Origin of the sequence: Streptomyces luteoverticillatus (assembly GCF_003970715.1) — a bacterium.
Taxonomy (GTDB): Bacteria; Actinomycetota; Actinomycetes; order Streptomycetales; family Streptomycetaceae; genus Streptomyces; species Streptomyces abikoensis.
Window position 1 is genome coordinate 3575532 of the sequence record NZ_CP034587.1, and the last position, 16025, is coordinate 3591556.

Consider the following 16025-nt stretch of genomic DNA (forward strand, 5'->3'; position numbering starts at 1 on the left):
TTACAGCAGGCTCTCTTCGACGGCCGCACGGCGGCGGAGGGACAGGGACGGGTGGTAGCGGCCGCCGGGGTACTCCCGGTCCAGCCCCGACAGGATGTCCCGGACCCGTTCCAGGCCGAGCTCCCGGCCCCACTCCAGGGGTCCGCGCGGGTAGTTCACGCCCAGCCGCATGGCCGTGTCGATGTCCTCGCGGGTCGCGACGCCCCGGGCGGCGGCGTCCTCGGCGAAGTCGACGAGCATGGCCACCGTGCGGGCGACGATCAGGCCGGGGACGTCATCGATGACGCTGACCTTCTTGCCGAGCGCCTGGAACAGCCCGACGGCGGCGCGCACGTCGGCCTCCGGCGCCTTCCGGGACGGGGCGAGGGCGACCCGGGCGCAGGACCGGTAGTCGAGCGCGAGGTCGAAGTGGATGGTGGTCCCGCCGGCCCGGGGGGTGGCGGCCTCGCCCTTGGTGAGGGTGAGCCGGGTGCCGCCGGGCAGCGCGATGTACCACTCGGGCTCGCGGGGCGTGCGGTCCCGCACGACCTTGACGCCCGCTTCCTCGATCATGCCGAGCAGCGGCGCGCAGACGGGCGGCACCTGGCCGTGCCAGCCGATCTCCGCCGGGGCCTCGCGGGGCTCGGCCGTGCTCGGCTCGGGCTTCTGGGCGCCGTCAGCGTACGGGAACCATCCCGCGCCGGACTTCCGTCCCAGCAGCCCGGCCTGCACCAGCCGGCCCTGGGCCAGTGAGGGCGTGAACCTCGGGTCGTGGAAGAACGCCTCGTGAACCGAACGGGTGACGGCGTCGTTCACGTCCTGGCCGATGAGGTCGGTCAGCTCGAAGGGGCCCATCGCGAAGCCGCCGCTCTCGCGCAGCACGGCGTCGATGGTGGCGGGGTCGGCGCCCCGCTCCTCGTACACGCGGAAGGCCTCGGCGTAGAAGGGCCGGGCGAGCCGGTTGACGATGAAGCCCGGGGTGTCGGCGCAGGCCACGGGGGTCTTGCCCCAGGCGGCGACGGTGGCCCGGGCCCGCTCGGCGGCCGGCTCGTCGGTGGCGTGGCCGCGGACGACCTCGACGAGGGGAAGCACCGGGGCGGGATTGAAGAAGTGCAGGCCGACGAAGCGGCCGGGCAGGCGCAGGGCCCCGGCGACGGCGGTCACCGGGAGGGAAGAGGTGTTGGTGGCGAGCAGGCAGTCGTCCGCGACGACCGATTCCAGCTCCTGGAAGAGCTGCCGTTTGGCGTCCAGCCGCTCCACGATCGCTTCGATGACGAGCGCGCAGTCGGCGAGCCCGTCGAGCCGCGCGACGGGCCGCAGACGGGCGAGAGCCGCGTCCCGGCCGGCCGCGCCGAGCCTGCCCTTTTCCACGAGGCGGCCGAGGCGGGCGGTGATCGCCCGGGCCGCCTCCTCCGCACGGCCGGGTACCGCGTCGTACAGCCGTACCGGGTGGCCCGCGGCCAGGGCGACCTGGGCGATGCCCTGGCCCATGGTGCCGGTGCCGACGACGGCGACGGCTCGGGCCGGGTCGATTGCGGTCATGACAGTGATCCTCCCCGATGAGTTGTCCACAGGTTCGCCGGGCCCCCTTGCCCCGACCGATCGTTCGGTTACTGTATCCACCGGGGGCGCGTCTGATCCCCCGTATCGGAGCCCCGCTCGACGAGGAGTTGGTCTGACGTGACCGCCGGACTCACCACCGCCCAGCTGATCGAGAAGCACCGCCCCACCCTTGACCAGGCACTGGACGCCATCCGTTCACGCGCCTACTGGTCCCCGCACCCGGAGCACCCCAAGGCCTACGGGCCCGAGGGCGCCCCCGGCAGCCTGGGCGCCGCCGAGGGCCAGGCCGCCTTCGACGCCCAGCGCGGCAAGCGCTTCGAGCTGGAACAGCCCGGCACCGACGGCTGGGCGGGCTCGGAGGTCTCGCCGTACGGCTTCGAGCTGGGCATCGAGTACCCGCACGCCGACGTCGACGTCCTCCTGCCCGCGCTGCGCGCGGCGATGCCCGCCTGGCGGGAGGCGGGCCCGCGGGCCCGGGCGGCGGTCTGTCTGGAGATCCTGGCCCGGATCAACGCCCGGACGCACGAGTTCGCGCACGCGGTCATGCACACCAGCGGCCAGGCGTTCATGATGGCCTTCCAGGCCGGTGGGCCGCACGCGCAGGACCGCGGCCTGGAGGCCGTCGCCTACGCCTACGCCGAGCAGACGAACGCCGCCCCGGAGACCGCCGAGTGGGTCAAGCCGCAGGGCAAGCGGGACCCCCTGAAGCTGAACAAGCAGTTCACCACCGTGCCGCGCGGCGTCTCCCTGCTCATCGGCTGCAACACCTTCCCCACGTGGAACGGCTACCCGGGCCTGTTCGCCTCGCTGGCCACCGGCAACGCCGTCCTGGTCAAGCCGCACCCGCGCGCGGTGCTGCCGCTCGCCCTGACCGTGCGCGTCGCCCGTGAGGTGCTGGCCGAGGCCGGATTCTCCCCCGACCTGGTGGCGCTGGCCGCCGAGCGGGACGGCGAGGGCATCGCCAAGTCCCTGGCCGTCCGGCCGGAGATCCGCGTCATCGACTACACGGGCTCCACCGCCTTCGGCGACTGGCTGGAGGCCAACGCCCGCCAGGCGCAGGTCTTCACGGAGAAGGCGGGCGTCAACACCGTCGTCGTCGACTCCACCGACGACTACAAGGGCATGCTGTCCAACCTGGCCTTCTCGCTGTCCCTCTACAGCGGCCAGATGTGCACCACCCCGCAGAACCTGCTCATCCCGCGCGAGGGCATCGCCACGGACGCCGGGCACAAGACCTTCGACGAGTTCGTCGCCGACCTCGCCACGGCCGTGGAGAAGCTCCTGGGCGACGACGCCCGGGCCAACGCCCTGCTCGGCGCCATCGTCAACGACCAGGTGAAGGCCCGGATCGACGCCGCCGCTCAGCTCGGCGAAGTCGCCCTGGCCTCCCGTACGGTGGCCAACCCCGACTTCCCCGGCGCCACGGTCCGCACCCCCGTCATCGTCAAGCTCGACGGCGCCAAGCCGGACGCCGAGGCGGCCTACTTCTCGGAGTGCTTCGGCCCGGTGTCCTTCGCGGTCGCGGTCGACTCCACGGCCGACGCGGTGGAGCTGCTGCGCCGCACGGTGCGGGAGAAGGGCGCGATGACGGTCGGGGCGTACACGACCTCGGCCGATGCCGAGCGGCTGATCGAGGAGGCCTGCCTGGAGGAGTGCGCCCAGCTCTCCCTCAACCTCACCGGCGGGGTGTACGTCAACCAGACGGCCGCGTTCTCGGACTTCCACGGCTCGGGCGGCAACCCCGCGGCCAACGCGGTCCTGTGCGACAGCGCCTTCGTCGCCAGCCGCTTCCGCACGGTGGAGGTACGCCGCCAGGCGTGACTCAGCCCGCCGGGGGCACCGTCCCGGGCCCACCCCAGTGGAACAGGGCCATCGCCACGCTCGTGGCCAGGTTGTAGCTGGAGACCTGCGGGCGCATCGGCAGGGCGACCAACCGGTCCGCCCTGCCCCTCAGCTCCGCCGAGACGCCGTGCCGCTCCGACCCGAACACGAGCAGCGCGTCTTCGGGCAGGGGAACGCCCCGGATGTCGTCCCCTTCCGGGTCCAGGACGTACAGCGGTCCCGGGGGCAGCTCGTCGGCCGGCAGTCGTTCCACGGCCGTCGCATAGTGCAGCCCAGCCCCCGACCGCACGGCGTTGGGATGCCAGGGGTCGATGTCCCCGGTGGTGACGACGCCGGTCGCGCCGAAGCCGGCCGCCAGCCGGACCACCGCGCCGACGTTCCCGAGGTTGCGCGGGTTGTCCAGGACGACGACGGGCGCCTGCCGGGGCCGCCGGGCCAGCGCGTCGAGGTTGGCGCGGCGGTCCGGCCGGGCGGCCAGTGCGGCCACGCCGGTGGGATGGATCCTGGGCACGAGCTCGCGCAGCGTCGCCGCGGGCACCTCCACCAGGAGGTCGTCGAGGGTGTCCGTCAGGTCGGCGGCCAGGTCGGCGGAGAGCTCCAGGACGGAGGCCTTGTCGCTGGTGAGGGCGGGGCCCACGGGCGCGCCGAAGCGCAGGGCGTGCTTGAGCGCGTGGAAGCCGTCGAGCAGCACGGCGCCGGGCGCGTCGGCGGCCCACCGCCGCAGCGCGGCTGTGCCGGGGTCGTCCTGGGTCATGGGCCTCAGCCTACGGTCCGCCGGCCGGGCCCCGGCACGGCGGCCGGAGCGTCGGCCGGGCCGGCGGCCTCCTCCTCGGCCGGGGTCCGGGGCGCGGGGCAGGGCCCCACCGGCTCCCGCCGGCCGCGGGCCGGGGGAAGCAGACGGCGGGCGCCCTCCAGGCGGCGCAGGAAGGACGTCGGCAGGAACACCGCGTCCGCGACGATCATCGCGAGGGAGAAGAACGGCAGTCCCAGCAGCACGGCGATGCCGAGGTGCTCGGCCATCATCAGCACCAGCAGCACGTTCTTCACCCGCCGGTTGAGCAGGGTGAAGGGGAACGCGACCTGGACGGCCACCGTGCCGTAGCTGAGCAGCAGGACGACGAGGCTGCTCGCGGCGAGGGCGTGGGAGAGCCAGGGCCAGGGCGAGAAGTAGTCGATGTGCATCGGGTAGAACAGCGCGGTGCCGTCCTGCCAGCGCGAGCCCTGAACCTTGTACCAGCCGGCCGTGGCATAGATCAGACAGACCTCTGCCATGATCACCAACAGGGCGGCGTTGTGCGTCAGATGGGCCAGCGCGTCGAGCACGGCGCGCGGCTCCCCGGGGGCGTGCCGCCGCACCGCCCACCACAGTCCCTGGACGGCCCACAGCCCCCACAGCGCAACGGGCCAGGAGAGACCGGGCAGCGGCCCTTCGCCGGTCCAGGACATGCTGTCGTCGCCGAGGACCTGCGCGAGGACGAGCCCGAGCCCGCACACCGTCCACAGCACGACGCCCGGCAGGTCCCGCGCGTCGCGGTCGGCACGTCCCCGCGCGTCGCCGTCGGCGCTCTCCCGTGCCAGACGTGCCGCGCGGCGGGCGTCCAGGGACCAGACCTGGCCGCAGCGCGTCAGGACCATGTAGAGCGCCATCAGATGGACGACGTTGTCGCCGCCGTCCCCGATGAACACGCTGCGGTTCTGGAGCGAGAGCACGCCGAGCATGGAGAGGACCGACATGGTCCGGGTGCGCCAGCCGAGCATCAGCAGGGCGCTGAAGACGATGGCGAGCGCGTAGACGGTCTCGAACCACGCGGGGCTGTCGGACCACATCAGCGCGGTGAAGGCGTGGTTGTCGCCGATGAGCTCGTGGGCCATCCGCCAGCTCCAGGGCGCGTCCGGCCCGTACAGCTCATGGCGGTTGGGCCACTCGCGGAGCAGGTAGCACAGCCAGGTGAAGGAGAGCCCGATCCGCAGGAGGGCCGTCTGGTACGGGCCCAGGGAGGCGCCGGTGACGCGGGCCAGAGCGCGCGACAGCGAGTTGGTCATCGGTTCCTCGCCTCCGCGAGATCGGCGGTGGTCACCGGCCACCAGCCCAGCACCCGGTACACCGGCTTGGTGTCGGCCTTCTCGTCACTCCAGGGCGGAGGTGCGATGGGCGTGATCACGGACCGCACCTGGACGCGCTCGACCGGCCGGCCGTCCTGGGACGCGCCCAGCCGGGAGAGGGCGATGCGGCGGACGTACTGCTCGGCGAGGCGGCCGCGCAGGCCGCTGGGGCGCTCCTGGGCGTCGTGGGTGCCCGCGTAGAAGTCCCAGGCGCGGCGGAGCTCGTTCTGCCGGGTGTGGCTGGGGACGGGGTTGTGGAGTATGTCCGCGCCGTCGCGGGCCGACAGGTCGGCCCAGGGGGTGACGGTGGTCCGGCCGTCCGGGCCGGTCAGCTCGGCGCGCGCCTGGACGGCGACGTTCTGCTGGAGCGGGTTGGGGGCGAAGAACTTCCAGTTCTGCTCGAACTCCGGATAGACGTAGTCGTCTATCTCCGCCGCGTGCCGTTTGCTGACCGTGTTCGGCGGTGCCACGTGCAGGAACATCATCGTCAGGTGCACCGCGACCGCCAGCGTCACCACCGCGACGCCGACGGCGACGACGACGCGTGCCGGCAGGGACAGGCCCTCCGGTCCGGCGGCGCCGTCGGCCCGCTCGCGCGCCTCGTCCGTCTCCATCGCCCCGCCCCTATTCCGTGTCCGCCGGTCCATGCGCCCGTGGCGCGCGCCGCCGGGCGCCCGCGTGCCCCGGTGTGCACCCGAACCGTACCGACGCGGCCCCAGGAGGCCCAGCGCCGACGAGTTATCCACAGGGTTGACAGGGTCTGGGGCTCCCTCCACCATTGAACCGAACGATCGGTCGGTAGGGAGAGTCATCAAGGCGAGGGGGCACGGCATGACCACGACGGCGCCGGAGACGGGAGCGCTGGAGGCGGTGTTCGAAGCCGCCGTGGCCGCCGACGAGCGGATCGAGCCACGCGACTGGATGCCCGACGCCTATCGCGCCACGCTCGTCCGGCAGATCGCCCAGCACGCCCACTCCGAGATCATCGGCATGCAGCCCGAGGCCAACTGGATCACCCGCGCGCCCTCGCTGCGCCGCAAGGCGATCCTGATGGCCAAGGTGCAGGACGAAGCGGGCCACGGCCTCTATCTCTACAGCGCCGCCGAGACCCTCGGCACCGGCCGCGACGAGCTGCTCGACAAGCTCCACGCCGGCCGCCAGCGCTACTCCTCGATCTTCAACTACCCCACCCTGACCTGGGCGGACGTCGGCGCCATCGGCTGGCTCGTGGACGGCGCGGCCATCACCAACCAGGTCCCCCTCTGCCGCTGCTCCTACGGCCCCTACGCCCGGGCCATGGTCCGCATCTGCAAGGAGGAGTCCTTCCACCAGCGCCAGGGCTACGAGCTGCTGCTCGCCCTCAGCCGGGGCACCGAGGCCCAGCACGCGATGGCGCAGGACGCGGTGAACCGCTGGTGGTGGCCGTCCTTGATGATGTTCGGCCCGCCCGACGACGAGTCCGCCCACTCCTCCCAGTCCATGGCCTGGAAGATCAAGCGGCACTCCAACGACGAGCTGCGCCAGCGCTTCGTGGACATCTGCGTCCCCCAGGCCGAGTCCCTGGGCCTCACCCTCCCCGACCCGGACCTCCGGTGGAACGAGGAGCGCGGCCACCACGACTTCGGCGCCATCGACTGGGACGAGTTCCACGAGGTCCTCCGAGGCAACGGCCCGTGCAACGAACAGCGCATAACCCAGCGCCGCAGGGCCCACGAGGAGGGCGCCTGGGTCCGCGAGGCAGCCGCCGCGTACGCCACCAAGCACGCGGCCGAACACGGAGAGGCGACAGCATGACCGGTACCGACTGGCCCCTGTGGGAAGTGTTCGTGCGCAGCAGGCGGGGCCTGTCCCACACCCACGCCGGCAGCCTCCACGCCCCGGACGCCGAGATGGCCCTGCGCAACGCCCGCGACCTCTACACCCGGCGCTCCGAAGGCGTCTCCATCTGGGTGGTGCCCTCCACGGCCGTCACCGCCTCCTCCCCGGACGAGAAGGACCCCTTCTTCGAGCCCGCCGCCGACAAGCCCTACCGCCACCCGACCTTCTACGACATCCCGGAGGGGGTGAAGCACCTGTGACCGCACCCGTGACCACGCCCATGACCGCCACCGCGCAGGCGCCCGTGACCGCCGCCCTCGCCCTCGGCGACGACGCTCTGGTGCTCTCCCACCGGCTGGGCGAGTGGGCCGGGCACGCGCCCGTACTGGAAGAGGAAGTCGCCCTCGCCAATATCGCGCTCGACCTGCTCGGCCAGGCCCGCGTCCTGCTCTCGCTCGTGGGCGACGAGGACGAGCTCGCCTACCTCCGCGAGGAGCGCGCCTTCCGCAACGTCCAGCTTGTCGAGCAGCCCAACGGCGACTTCGCGCACACCATCGCCCGCCAGCTCTACTTCTCCGCCTACCAGCGGTCGCTCTACGAGCAGTTGGCGGCCGACGCCGACTCGCCCTTCGCCCCGATCGCGGCGAAGGCCGTCAAAGAGGTCGCCTACCACCGGGACCACGCCGAGCACTGGACCCTGCGCCTCGGCGACGGCACGCCGGAGAGCCACTCCCGGATGCAGCAGGCGCTGGACGCCCTGTGGCGGTTCACGGGCGAGCTCTTCGAGCCCGTGGAAGGACTGTCCGTCGACCGGGACGCGCTGCGCGACGGCTGGCTGACCGACGTCACCGACGTCCTCCGGCGTGCCACGCTGACCCTGCCCGACGGCCCCCAGCTCGGCGCGTGGACGGCCGGCGCGGGCCGGCAGGGCATCCACACCGAACCGTTCGGGCGGATGCTCGCGGAAATGCAGCACCTCCACCGCAGCCACCCGGGGGCGACATGGTGAGCACGCCCACGGGAGCCCCGGCCCCCGTATCCCGTCTCGAAGAGGAGCTCCTGGCCCTGGCCGGGTCCGTGCCCGACCCCGAGCTGCCCGTGCTCAGCCTGGCTGAGCTGGGCGTCCTGCGCGGCCTGCGCGTCACCGGCCCCGGCCGGGTCGAGGTGGAGCTCACCCCCACCTACACCGGCTGCCCCGCCATCGAGGCGATGTCGGCCGACATCGAACGCGTGCTCCATGAACAGGGGCAGGCCGAGGTCACCGTCCATACGGTCCTCGCCCCGCCCTGGTCCACCGACGACATCACGGCCGAAGGCCGCCGCAAGCTGGAGGAGTTCGGCATCGCGCCACCGGGGCCGACGGGCGCGAAAGGCCCTGTCATGGTCGGCCTGGCCATTCGGTGTCCCCACTGCGGATCCACCGACACCACGCTGCTGAGCCGCTTCTCCTCCACCGCCTGCAAGGCCCTGCGCCGCTGCGAGGCGTGCCGCGAACCGTTCGACCACTTCAAGGAGTTGTGATGGCAGCGGCCCGCCATGGCGCCTTCCACCCACTGCGAGTGACGGCCGTCGAACCCCTCACCGACGACTCGGTCGCCGTCACCCTCGCGGTCCCGCCCGCCCTGCGCGCCGGCTTCCGGTACGCGCCCGGCCAGCACCTCGCCCTCCGCCGGAGCGTGGACGGCACGGAGATACGCCGCACCTACTCCATCTGCGGCCGGGCCCCGGGCCCCGAGGGGCCCGAGACGCTACGGGTCGGAGTGCGGCTGGTGGACGGCGGGGCGTTCTCGACGTACGCCCTCAAGGAGCTGGCCGCGGGGGACACCGTGGAGGTGATGGCCCCGGCCGGACGGTTCGTGCTGCGGCCCCGGCCCGGCCGCTTCGCGGCGATCGTCGGCGGCAGCGGGATCACACCCGTCCTCAGCATCGTCTCGACGCTGCTGGCGAGCGAGCCGGACGCCCGGTTCTGCCTGATACGCAGCGACCGCACCACCGCCTCGACGATGTTCCTCGACGAGGTCGCCGACCTCAAGGACCGCTACCCCGACCGGCTCCAGCTCGTACAGACCCTCTCCCGCGAGGAGCAGCAGGCCGGGCCCGCCTCCGGCCGGCTGGACGAGGAGCGGCTGACCCGGCTGCTGCCCGCGCTGCTGCCGGTCGGGACGGTCGACGGCTGGTTCCTGTGCGGCCCCCATGGGCTGGTACAGGGCGCGGAGCGGGCGCTGCGCGCCCTGGGCGTCCCGCGCGAGCGGATCCACGAGGAGATCTTCCATGTGGAGGACGCCCCAGCGGGTACGACGGCCGCGGCACCGGCACCGGGCACGCGCGCGGCCCTCACGCACAGCGAGGTGACCGCCAAGTTGGACGGGCGCAGCGGCAGTTGGCCCGTGCGGGACGGGGAGACGCTGCTGGAGACGGTGCTGCGCAACCGGGCCGACGCGCCCTACGCCTGCAAGGGAGGTGTCTGCGGCACCTGTCGCGCGTTCCTGGTGTCGGGCGACGTGCGGATGGACCGCAACTTCGCGTTGGAGCAGGAGGAGTTGGACGCGGGATACGTACTGGCCTGCCAGTCCCACGCCACCACGGAGAAGGTGGAGCTGGACTTCGATCGCTGACCGCGTTCCCGGATCCCCGGGCACCTCGAATCCCCCAGTCGCCCATTCCAAATTCCCCTTCGCCGCCCTACTTTGACAGACCGTCAGATATTCATATGGGGCGTTGGAGGAAGGGGTGGCGGCCATGGACTTCACCTTCACCGAGGAGCAGCAGGCAGCGGCTGAGGCGGCCCGGGCCGTCTTCGGCGGGGTGAGCGCCGACGGGGTGCCCAGCCCGGCCCTGGTGCCGGGCGCGGTCGCCGAGGACCTCGACCGCCCGCTGTGGGGCCGTCTCGCGGACGCGGACCTGCTGAGCCTGCTCCTGCCCGTGGAGCGCGGCGGCGCGGGGCTCGGGCCGATCGCCCTGTGCCTGGTGCTCCGCGAGGCCGGGCGGGTCCTGGCCCGCGTGCCCCTGCTGGAGACCAGCGCCGCCGCCTTCGTCCTGGGCGCGTACGGCGGCGCCGCGACGGGCCCGCTGCTGGACGGAATCGGCCGGGGCGAGCTCGTCGTCACGGCCGCCGCCCAGGGCCGCACCGGGCACGACGCCCCCGAACTCGCCGTCACCGCCCGGCAGGACAGCGACGACCACTGGATCCTCGACGGTCAGCAGACCGCCGTGCCCTGGGCACCCACCGCCGACCGGATCCTGCTCCCGGCCCACGCCGGGGACGGCCGTACGATCCTCGCCCTGGTCCCGCCCGGTCGTCCCGGAGTCACCCTGGAGGACCAGGTCTCCACCAACGGCGAGCGCTACGCCCGGGTGACCCTGGACGCGGTGCGCGCCGGTCAGGACGAGGTGATCACGGCGGACGGGGCCTGGGCGCGGCTGCGGGAGCTGCTCACCGTCGGCACCTGCGCCCTGGCCCTGGGCGTCGGCGAGGCGGCGGCCCGGATGACCGGTGACTACACGAGCAAGCGGGAGCAGTTCGGCTTCCCCCTCGCCACGTTCCAGGCCGTGGCGGTCCAGTGCGCGGATCGCTACATCGACCTGCGGGCGATGGAGGCCACGCTCCTGCAGGCGGCCTGGCGCGTCGAGACGGCCACGGCGCACGAGGAAACGGGCACGCTGCCCGAAGCGGGCGCGCTGCCCGTCGCCGCCGACATCGCCGTCGCCAAGGTCTGGGCCTCCGAGGGCGTACGCCGGGTCGTCCAGACGGCCCAGCATCTGCACGGCGGCTTCGGCGCGGACACCGAGTACGCCCTCCACCGCTATCACGCCTGGGCCAAGCAGCTGGAGCTCTCCCTCGGCCCGGCCGCCGCCCATGAGGAGGCCCTGGGCGACCTACTGGCCGCCCACCCCTTGAGCTGAGGACGTGAGCTGAGGACGCGAGCTGAGGAACCTGAGCTGAGGAACGGCTAGATCACGGCGCCCGGAGCGCCCGCCGCGTCCACGACCGGACGGCCGGCGGCCTCCCACACCTGCATGCCGCCCTCGACGTTCGCGGCGTCGAGGCCCTGCTGCACCAGGTAGGCCGTGACCTGCGCGGAGCGGCCCCCGGACCGGCAGATGACGTTGATCCGGGCGCCTTCGGGGGCCTTCTCCGTCAGCTCGCCGAAGCGCGCCACGAAGTCGCTCATCGGGATGTGCAGCGCGCCTTCGGCGTGCCCCGCCTGCCACTCGTCGTCCTCACGCACGTCCAGCAGGAAATCGTCGGCGGACAGGGCGTCGACACCGACCGTGGGCACTCGCGAACCAAAAACCATGGCCCCGACGCTACCCGACCGGCTAACCGGTCAGCGAGGCCAGATGAGCCTCCCGTTCCGCGATCTGTGCCAGCAGCCCGTCGGCGATCTCCACCAGCAGCCCGTCCGGGTCCTCCGGCGCCATCCGGAGCATCGCGCCGATCGCGGAGCCCTCCAGTTCGGCGGCCACCGCCGAGAGCATGTCCTTGCGCTGGGCCAGCCACTCCAGCCGCGCGTACAGCTCCTCGCCCCGGCTCGCGCGCCGCTGCGCCGGCACGGGACCCGCCGCCCACTCCTCGGCGAGCTCCTGGAGCAGCGCCTCGTCGCCGTCGGCGTAGGCGGCGTTCACCCGCACCATGAAGGCCTCGCGGCGCGGCCGGTCCGCCTCGTCCGGGGCCAGGTCCGGGTGGGCCTTGCGGACCAGCTCCCGGTAGGCGCGCCGGGCCGCGTCGCCGGGCCGCACCCGGGCCGGCGGGCGCACCCGCTGCTCGGTGAGCATGGCCGTGGCCTCCGGCGACATCCCGGAGTCGTCGATCCAGCCGCCCAGCAGGTCGTCGACCCCCGGCATGGGCTGCACCAGCGCCCGGGCCTCGCGGGCCCGGCGGGTGTCCTCCGCGTCCCCCGAGCGGGCCGCGACGGCCTCCGCGATCAGCGCGTCGAGCTCGTCGAGACGGGCGTACATCGGGCCGAGGCGCTGGTGGTGGAGGCGGGAGAAGTTCTCCACCTCGACCCGGAAGGTCTCCACCGCTATCTCGAACTCGATCAAGGCCTGTTCGGCCGACCGCACGGCCTGGGCGAGCCGCTCGGTACCGGGTTCCTCCGCACGCGGCTCGTCGCCCGCCTCGGCTTCCGTCTCAGCTTCCGGGTTCATCACCCGCCCAGGGTACGAGGTGGCCTCCGGCCCCGGCCTCACGTTCCGGCCCCGACCGGCCTCAGACCCCCGTCTCCGCCGCCACCCGCCCCGTACGCACGGCCTTCGCCAGCTCCGCGTGATCGGCTTCCATGCGGTCCGCGTACGTGACGGCGAAGGCGGCGATCGCCTCGTCCAGTTCCCCGCCCTTGCCGCAGTAGCCGGCGATCAGCAGCGGGTCGGCGCTGTGCGCGTGCGCCCGCGCCAGCAGGGCGCCCGTCATCCGCCCGTAGTCGTCGAGCTCGCCGGGGGCCAGCGCCGCCGGATCCACACTGCCCTTGCGGTTGCGGAACTGCCGTACCTGGTACGGGCGTCCCTCGACCGTCGTCCACCCCAGCAGCACATCGCTGACGACCTGCATCGACCTCTGCCCCAGCACCACGCGCCGCCCCTCGTGCCCGACGGGCGGCGTCTCGAAGCCCGTCTTCTCCGCGTAGGGCAGCAGCGCCGACGGCCGGGCCTCCTTCACCTGGAGCACCAGCGGCTCGCCCCGGTGGTCGTGCAGCAGCACCACGTACGAGCGCAGCCCCACGCTCCCGGTGCCCACTATCCGGAACGCCACGTCCTGGATCGTGTACCGGGCCAGCAGCGGCAGCAGCTCCTCCGGCAGCGTGCCCAGGTACGGGCCGAGCGAGGCCGCGACGGCGGCCGCCTCCCCGTCCGGCACCCGGCGCAGCACGGGTGGGGCGTCCACGAACCGGCGGCCGCCGTGGCCGTCCTCCTCCGTCGCCTTGGCGGCGAAGCGGGCGCTGGTGTTCCGCCGGGCCTTCGCCCCGACCCGCTCCAGCATGCCCACCAGCTGATGGGCGTCGGCGTGGGAGACGAGCTCCTCGTCGGCGATGGCGTTCCAGGCCTCGGACGCGGGCATCCGGGCCAGCAGCCGCATCGTGTGCCGGTAGGCGCCGGCGGCGTCGCGGGCCGCCGTGCGGCAGGTGTCCTCGTCGGCCCCCGCCTCGCGCCCGGCCAGTACCAGGGAGGCGGCGAGGCGCTTGACGTCCCACTCCCACGGCCCGTGGAGGGTCTCGTCGAAGTCGTTGAGGTCCATCACTATCTCGCCGCGCGCGTCACCGTAGAGCCCGAAGTTCGCGGCGTGCGCGTCCCCGCACAACTGCGCGCCCACGCCCGTGACGGCCGTGCCCGTCAGGTCGTACCCCATCAGCCCGGCCGAGCCGCGCAGGAAGGCGAAGGGGGAGGCCACCATGCGGCCCACGCGGATCGGCACGAGCTCGGGCAGCCGCCCGGCGCCGGCCTCCGCGACGCTCTCGACCGCGCCGGGGCGACCGGGGGCGGGCCGCCAGCGGGCGTGCGCGGCGCGGGGCACCTCGTCGCGCAGCGCCTTGCCCGCCGTCTTGGCGGCCCTGCCGGGCCGGCGCGCGTCCCCGGCCGTCCGCTCGGCGGAACCCGAGGCCAAACTCGAGGCGAAACCCTGGGCGAAACCCGGTACGTACGGCAGTCGCGTCATCGCGGCGCCACCTCCCCCATCGGCGTCAACCGCCCATCGGTGTCGATCTTCCCCGACGGTACCGCCCCGCCGGGGCCCGTGTCCGGCAGGACGGCCACGCGGCGACACGCGGCAAATCGCCTTGCCCACAAGACCATTGGCCCGCCACACATACCAGACCTTCCCCCACGAAATCAGCTTCTGTGCGGAGGGACGCGCTGGATACCCTGCACACCCATCGCACATCGCGTCGTTCTCCCCCTCGCAAGGAGTCATCGTGTCCCAGGTCCAGCGCATGTCCAGGCTGATGGTGAAGACTCTGCGCGACGATCCGGCGGACGCCGAGACGATCAGCCACAAGCTGCTGGTGCGGGCCGGCTACGTGCGCCGCAACGCGGCCGGCGTCTGGACGTGGCTGCCGCTGGGCAAGAAGGTCCTGGACAACGTCTCGGCCGTCGTCCGCGAGGAGATGGACGCCATCGGCGCCCAGGAGGTGCTGCTGCCGGCGCTGCTGCCCAGGGAGCCGTACGAGGCGAGCGGCCGCTGGGAGGAGTACGGCGAGCTGCTGTTCCGGCTGAAGGACCGCAAGGGCGCCGACTATCTCCTGGGCCCCACGCACGAGGAGATCTTCACGCAGACGGTGAAGGACCAGTGCGTGTCCTACAAGGACCTGCCGGTGATGCTCTACCAGATCCAGACGAAGTATCGGGACGAGGCCAGGCCGCGCTCGGGAGTGCTGCGCGGCCGCGAGTTCCAGATGAAGGACTCGTACTCCTTCGACATCACGGACGAGGGGCTGGCCGAGTCGTACGCCCTCCACCGGGCCGCCTACCAGCGGATCTTCACCCGGCTGGGACTGGACCACCGGATCGTCTCGGCGGTGTCGGGGGCGATGGGCGGCTCGGCGTCGGAGGAGTTCCTGGCCCCCGCAGCGGCCGGTGAGGACACCTTCGTCGACTGCCCGGCGTGCGGGTACGCGGCGAACACGGAGGCGGTGACCTTCCCGGCGGACCGCGCGGAGCCGGCGGACGCGTCCTCGGTGGGCCCGATGGAGGAGCTGGACACCCCGGACACCCCGACGATCGAGTCCCTCGCCCGGCAGCTGGACGTCCCGGCCTCCGCGACCCTGAAGAACCTCCTGGTGAAGGTGGACGGGGAGATCGTGGCCGTGGGCGTGCCCGGCGACCGCGAGGTGGACCTGGGCAAGCTGGGCGAGCACCTGGCCCCGGCGGTCGTGGAGCTCGTCACCGCCGAGGACTTCGCCGGCCGCCCGGACCTGGTGCGCGGCTACGTGGGCCCGCAGGGCCTGGCGAAGGTCCGCTACATCGCCGACCCGCGCGTCGCCCCCGGCACCGCCTGGGTGACGGGCGCCAACAAGCCGGACACCCACGCGCGCGACGTCGTCTGCGGCCGGGACTTCGAGGTCGACGACTACCTGGACGTCGTCGTGGTCGAGGAGGGCGACCCGTGCCCGTCCTGCGGCGCGGGCCTCCGGCTCGGCCGGGCGATCGAGATCGGCCACATCTTCCAGCTCGGCCGCAAGTACGCCGACACCTTCCAGCTGGACGTGCTGGGCCCGCAGGGCAAGCCGGTGCGGGTGACCATGGGTTCGTACGGCATCGGCGTCTCGCGGGCGGTGGCGGCGCTGGCCGAGCAGACCGCCGACGCCAAGGGCCTGTGCTGGCCCGCCGAGGTCGCCCCGGCCGACGTCCACGTGGTCGCGGCCGGCAAGGCGGCGCAGATCGAGCTCGCCCTGGACGCCGCCGAGCGGCTGCGCGCGGCGGGCCTGCGGGTGCTGGTCGACGACCGGGCCGGGGTCTCTCCCGGGGTGAAGTTCACGGACGCGGAGCTGATCGGCGTCCCGAGGATCCTGATCGTCGGCCGCCGGGCCGCCGAGGGCGTGGTGGAGCTCAAGGACCGCCGCAGCGGTGAGAGCGAGGAGCTGCCGCTGACGGACGCGGTCGCGAAGCTGACGGCCTGACCGCCTGACCATCCGGTCCGGCCGGAGCACGTCGCTCCGGCCGGACCGGTATGTGTGAGCACTCCCACATACCGGACGAGGACATAGCAAGACGGTCGGCATCGTGATCAC

The 16025-nt window shown here is 73.2% G+C and carries 15 protein-coding genes; 8 read left to right on the forward strand and 7 right to left on the reverse strand.

All coding sequences use genetic code 11. The annotated features are described in order from the left end of the window. Entirely contained in the window at positions 1-1521 is a 1521-nt protein-coding gene (locus EKH77_RS15745; protein WP_126914996.1) for a 3-hydroxyacyl-CoA dehydrogenase, read from the reverse strand. Positions 1522-1659: 138 nt separating this feature from the next. On the opposite strand from EKH77_RS15745, the gene paaN reads away from it, so the two are divergent. Then, entirely contained in the window at positions 1660-3363 is a 1704-nt protein-coding gene (paaN, locus tag EKH77_RS15750) for a phenylacetic acid degradation protein PaaN (protein WP_126914997.1), read from the forward strand. Between the two features lies 1 nt (position 3364). Here the strand turns inward: paaN and EKH77_RS15755 are convergent, their stop codons facing one another. From EKH77_RS15755 to EKH77_RS15765, 3 genes are read right to left on the reverse strand one after another with little or no spacing between them, the layout of a single operon-like run. Then, entirely contained in the window at positions 3365-4138 is a 774-nt protein-coding gene (locus EKH77_RS15755) for a TrmH family RNA methyltransferase (RefSeq protein WP_126914998.1), read from the reverse strand. Positions 4139-4143: 5 nt separating this feature from the next. After that, positions 4144-5427, reverse strand: a complete 1284-nt coding sequence (locus EKH77_RS15760) for an HTTM domain-containing protein (RefSeq protein ID WP_240667370.1) — start codon at positions 5425-5427, stop codon at positions 4144-4146. Continuing rightward, positions 5424-6101, reverse strand: a complete 678-nt coding sequence (locus EKH77_RS15765; protein ID WP_126914999.1) for a DUF5819 family protein — start codon at positions 6099-6101, stop codon at positions 5424-5426. Before EKH77_RS15765 ends, EKH77_RS15760 begins: the two co-directional genes overlap by 4 nt. 217 nt (positions 6102-6318) lie before the next feature. Between EKH77_RS15765 and paaA the strand changes: the two genes are divergently transcribed. From paaA to EKH77_RS15795, 6 genes are all read left to right on the forward strand, one after another. Then, a complete protein-coding gene (paaA, locus tag EKH77_RS15770; RefSeq protein ID WP_126915000.1) occupies positions 6319-7281 on the forward strand; it encodes a 1,2-phenylacetyl-CoA epoxidase subunit PaaA in 963 nt (320 codons plus the stop codon). Beyond that, positions 7278-7565 (forward strand): 1,2-phenylacetyl-CoA epoxidase subunit PaaB, encoded by a 288-nt coding sequence (paaB, locus tag EKH77_RS15775; protein WP_126915001.1) that lies wholly within the window; start codon positions 7278-7280, stop codon positions 7563-7565. The genes paaA and paaB overlap by 4 nt, the downstream gene beginning before the upstream one ends. A 44-nt stretch (positions 7566-7609) precedes the next feature. Then, positions 7610-8314, forward strand: a complete 705-nt coding sequence (gene paaC / locus EKH77_RS15780; RefSeq protein ID WP_240667747.1) for a 1,2-phenylacetyl-CoA epoxidase subunit PaaC — start codon at positions 7610-7612, stop codon at positions 8312-8314. Further along, positions 8308-8826: a 1,2-phenylacetyl-CoA epoxidase subunit PaaD gene (paaD, locus tag EKH77_RS15785; protein ID WP_126915002.1), complete on the forward strand. Its 519-nt coding sequence runs from the start codon at positions 8308-8310 to the stop codon at positions 8824-8826. The genes paaC and paaD overlap by 7 nt, the downstream gene beginning before the upstream one ends. Then, positions 8826-9920 (forward strand): 2Fe-2S iron-sulfur cluster-binding protein, encoded by a 1095-nt coding sequence (locus tag EKH77_RS15790; protein WP_126915003.1) that lies wholly within the window; start codon positions 8826-8828, stop codon positions 9918-9920. Before paaD ends, EKH77_RS15790 begins: the two co-directional genes overlap by 1 nt. Before the next feature lie 124 nt (positions 9921-10044). Then, positions 10045-11208: an acyl-CoA dehydrogenase family protein gene (locus EKH77_RS15795; protein WP_126915004.1), complete on the forward strand. Its 1164-nt coding sequence runs from the start codon at positions 10045-10047 to the stop codon at positions 11206-11208. A gap of 47 nt (positions 11209-11255) precedes the next feature. On the opposite strand, the gene EKH77_RS15800 is transcribed toward EKH77_RS15795, so the two are convergent. The 3 genes from EKH77_RS15800 to EKH77_RS15810 form a co-directional block, all read right to left on the reverse strand. Further along, positions 11256-11603: a rhodanese-like domain-containing protein gene (locus tag EKH77_RS15800; protein ID WP_126915005.1), complete on the reverse strand. Its 348-nt coding sequence runs from the start codon at positions 11601-11603 to the stop codon at positions 11256-11258. Between the two features lie 22 nt (positions 11604-11625). Further along, positions 11626-12453: a J domain-containing protein gene (locus EKH77_RS15805; RefSeq protein WP_240667371.1), complete on the reverse strand. Its 828-nt coding sequence runs from the start codon at positions 12451-12453 to the stop codon at positions 11626-11628. Positions 12454-12514: 61 nt separating this feature from the next. Next, positions 12515-13954: a DUF2252 domain-containing protein gene (locus EKH77_RS15810; RefSeq protein WP_126915006.1), complete on the reverse strand. Its 1440-nt coding sequence runs from the start codon at positions 13952-13954 to the stop codon at positions 12515-12517. A 256-nt stretch (positions 13955-14210) separates the two neighbouring features. On the opposite strand from EKH77_RS15810, the gene EKH77_RS15815 reads away from it, so the two are divergent. Then, positions 14211-15914, forward strand: coding sequence for a proline--tRNA ligase (locus EKH77_RS15815; RefSeq protein WP_126915007.1), 1704 nt, complete (start codon positions 14211-14213; stop codon positions 15912-15914). Positions 15915-16025 lie beyond the last annotated feature (111 nt).

Bases quoted from the DNA above. Each gene is read 5' to 3' on its own strand.
- EKH77_RS15755 (WP_126914998.1), bottom strand. From the start codon at position 4,138: ATGACCCAGGACGACCCCGGCACAGCCGCGCTGCGGCGGTGGGCCGCC.
- EKH77_RS15790 (WP_126915003.1), top strand. From the start codon at position 8,826: ATGGCAGCGGCCCGCCATGGCGCCTTCCACCCACTGCGAGTGACGGCC.
- EKH77_RS15745 (WP_126914996.1), bottom strand. From the start codon at position 1,521: ATGACCGCAATCGACCCGGCCCGAGCCGTCGCCGTCGTCGGCACCGGC.
- paaB (WP_126915001.1), top strand. From the start codon at position 7,278: ATGACCGGTACCGACTGGCCCCTGTGGGAAGTGTTCGTGCGCAGCAGG.
- EKH77_RS15800 (WP_126915005.1), bottom strand. From the start codon at position 11,603: ATGGTTTTTGGTTCGCGAGTGCCCACGGTCGGTGTCGACGCCCTGTCC.
- paaA (WP_126915000.1), top strand. From the start codon at position 6,319: ATGACCACGACGGCGCCGGAGACGGGAGCGCTGGAGGCGGTGTTCGAA.
- EKH77_RS15765 (WP_126914999.1), bottom strand. From the start codon at position 6,101: ATGGAGACGGACGAGGCGCGCGAGCGGGCCGACGGCGCCGCCGGACCG.
- EKH77_RS15805 (WP_240667371.1), bottom strand. From the start codon at position 12,453: ATGAACCCGGAAGCTGAGACGGAAGCCGAGGCGGGCGACGAGCCGCGT.
- paaD (WP_126915002.1), top strand. From the start codon at position 8,308: ATGGTGAGCACGCCCACGGGAGCCCCGGCCCCCGTATCCCGTCTCGAA.
- EKH77_RS15795 (WP_126915004.1), top strand. From the start codon at position 10,045: ATGGACTTCACCTTCACCGAGGAGCAGCAGGCAGCGGCTGAGGCGGCC.
- EKH77_RS15760 (WP_240667370.1), bottom strand. From the start codon at position 5,427: ATGACCAACTCGCTGTCGCGCGCTCTGGCCCGCGTCACCGGCGCCTCC.
- EKH77_RS15810 (WP_126915006.1), bottom strand. From the start codon at position 13,954: ATGACGCGACTGCCGTACGTACCGGGTTTCGCCCAGGGTTTCGCCTCG.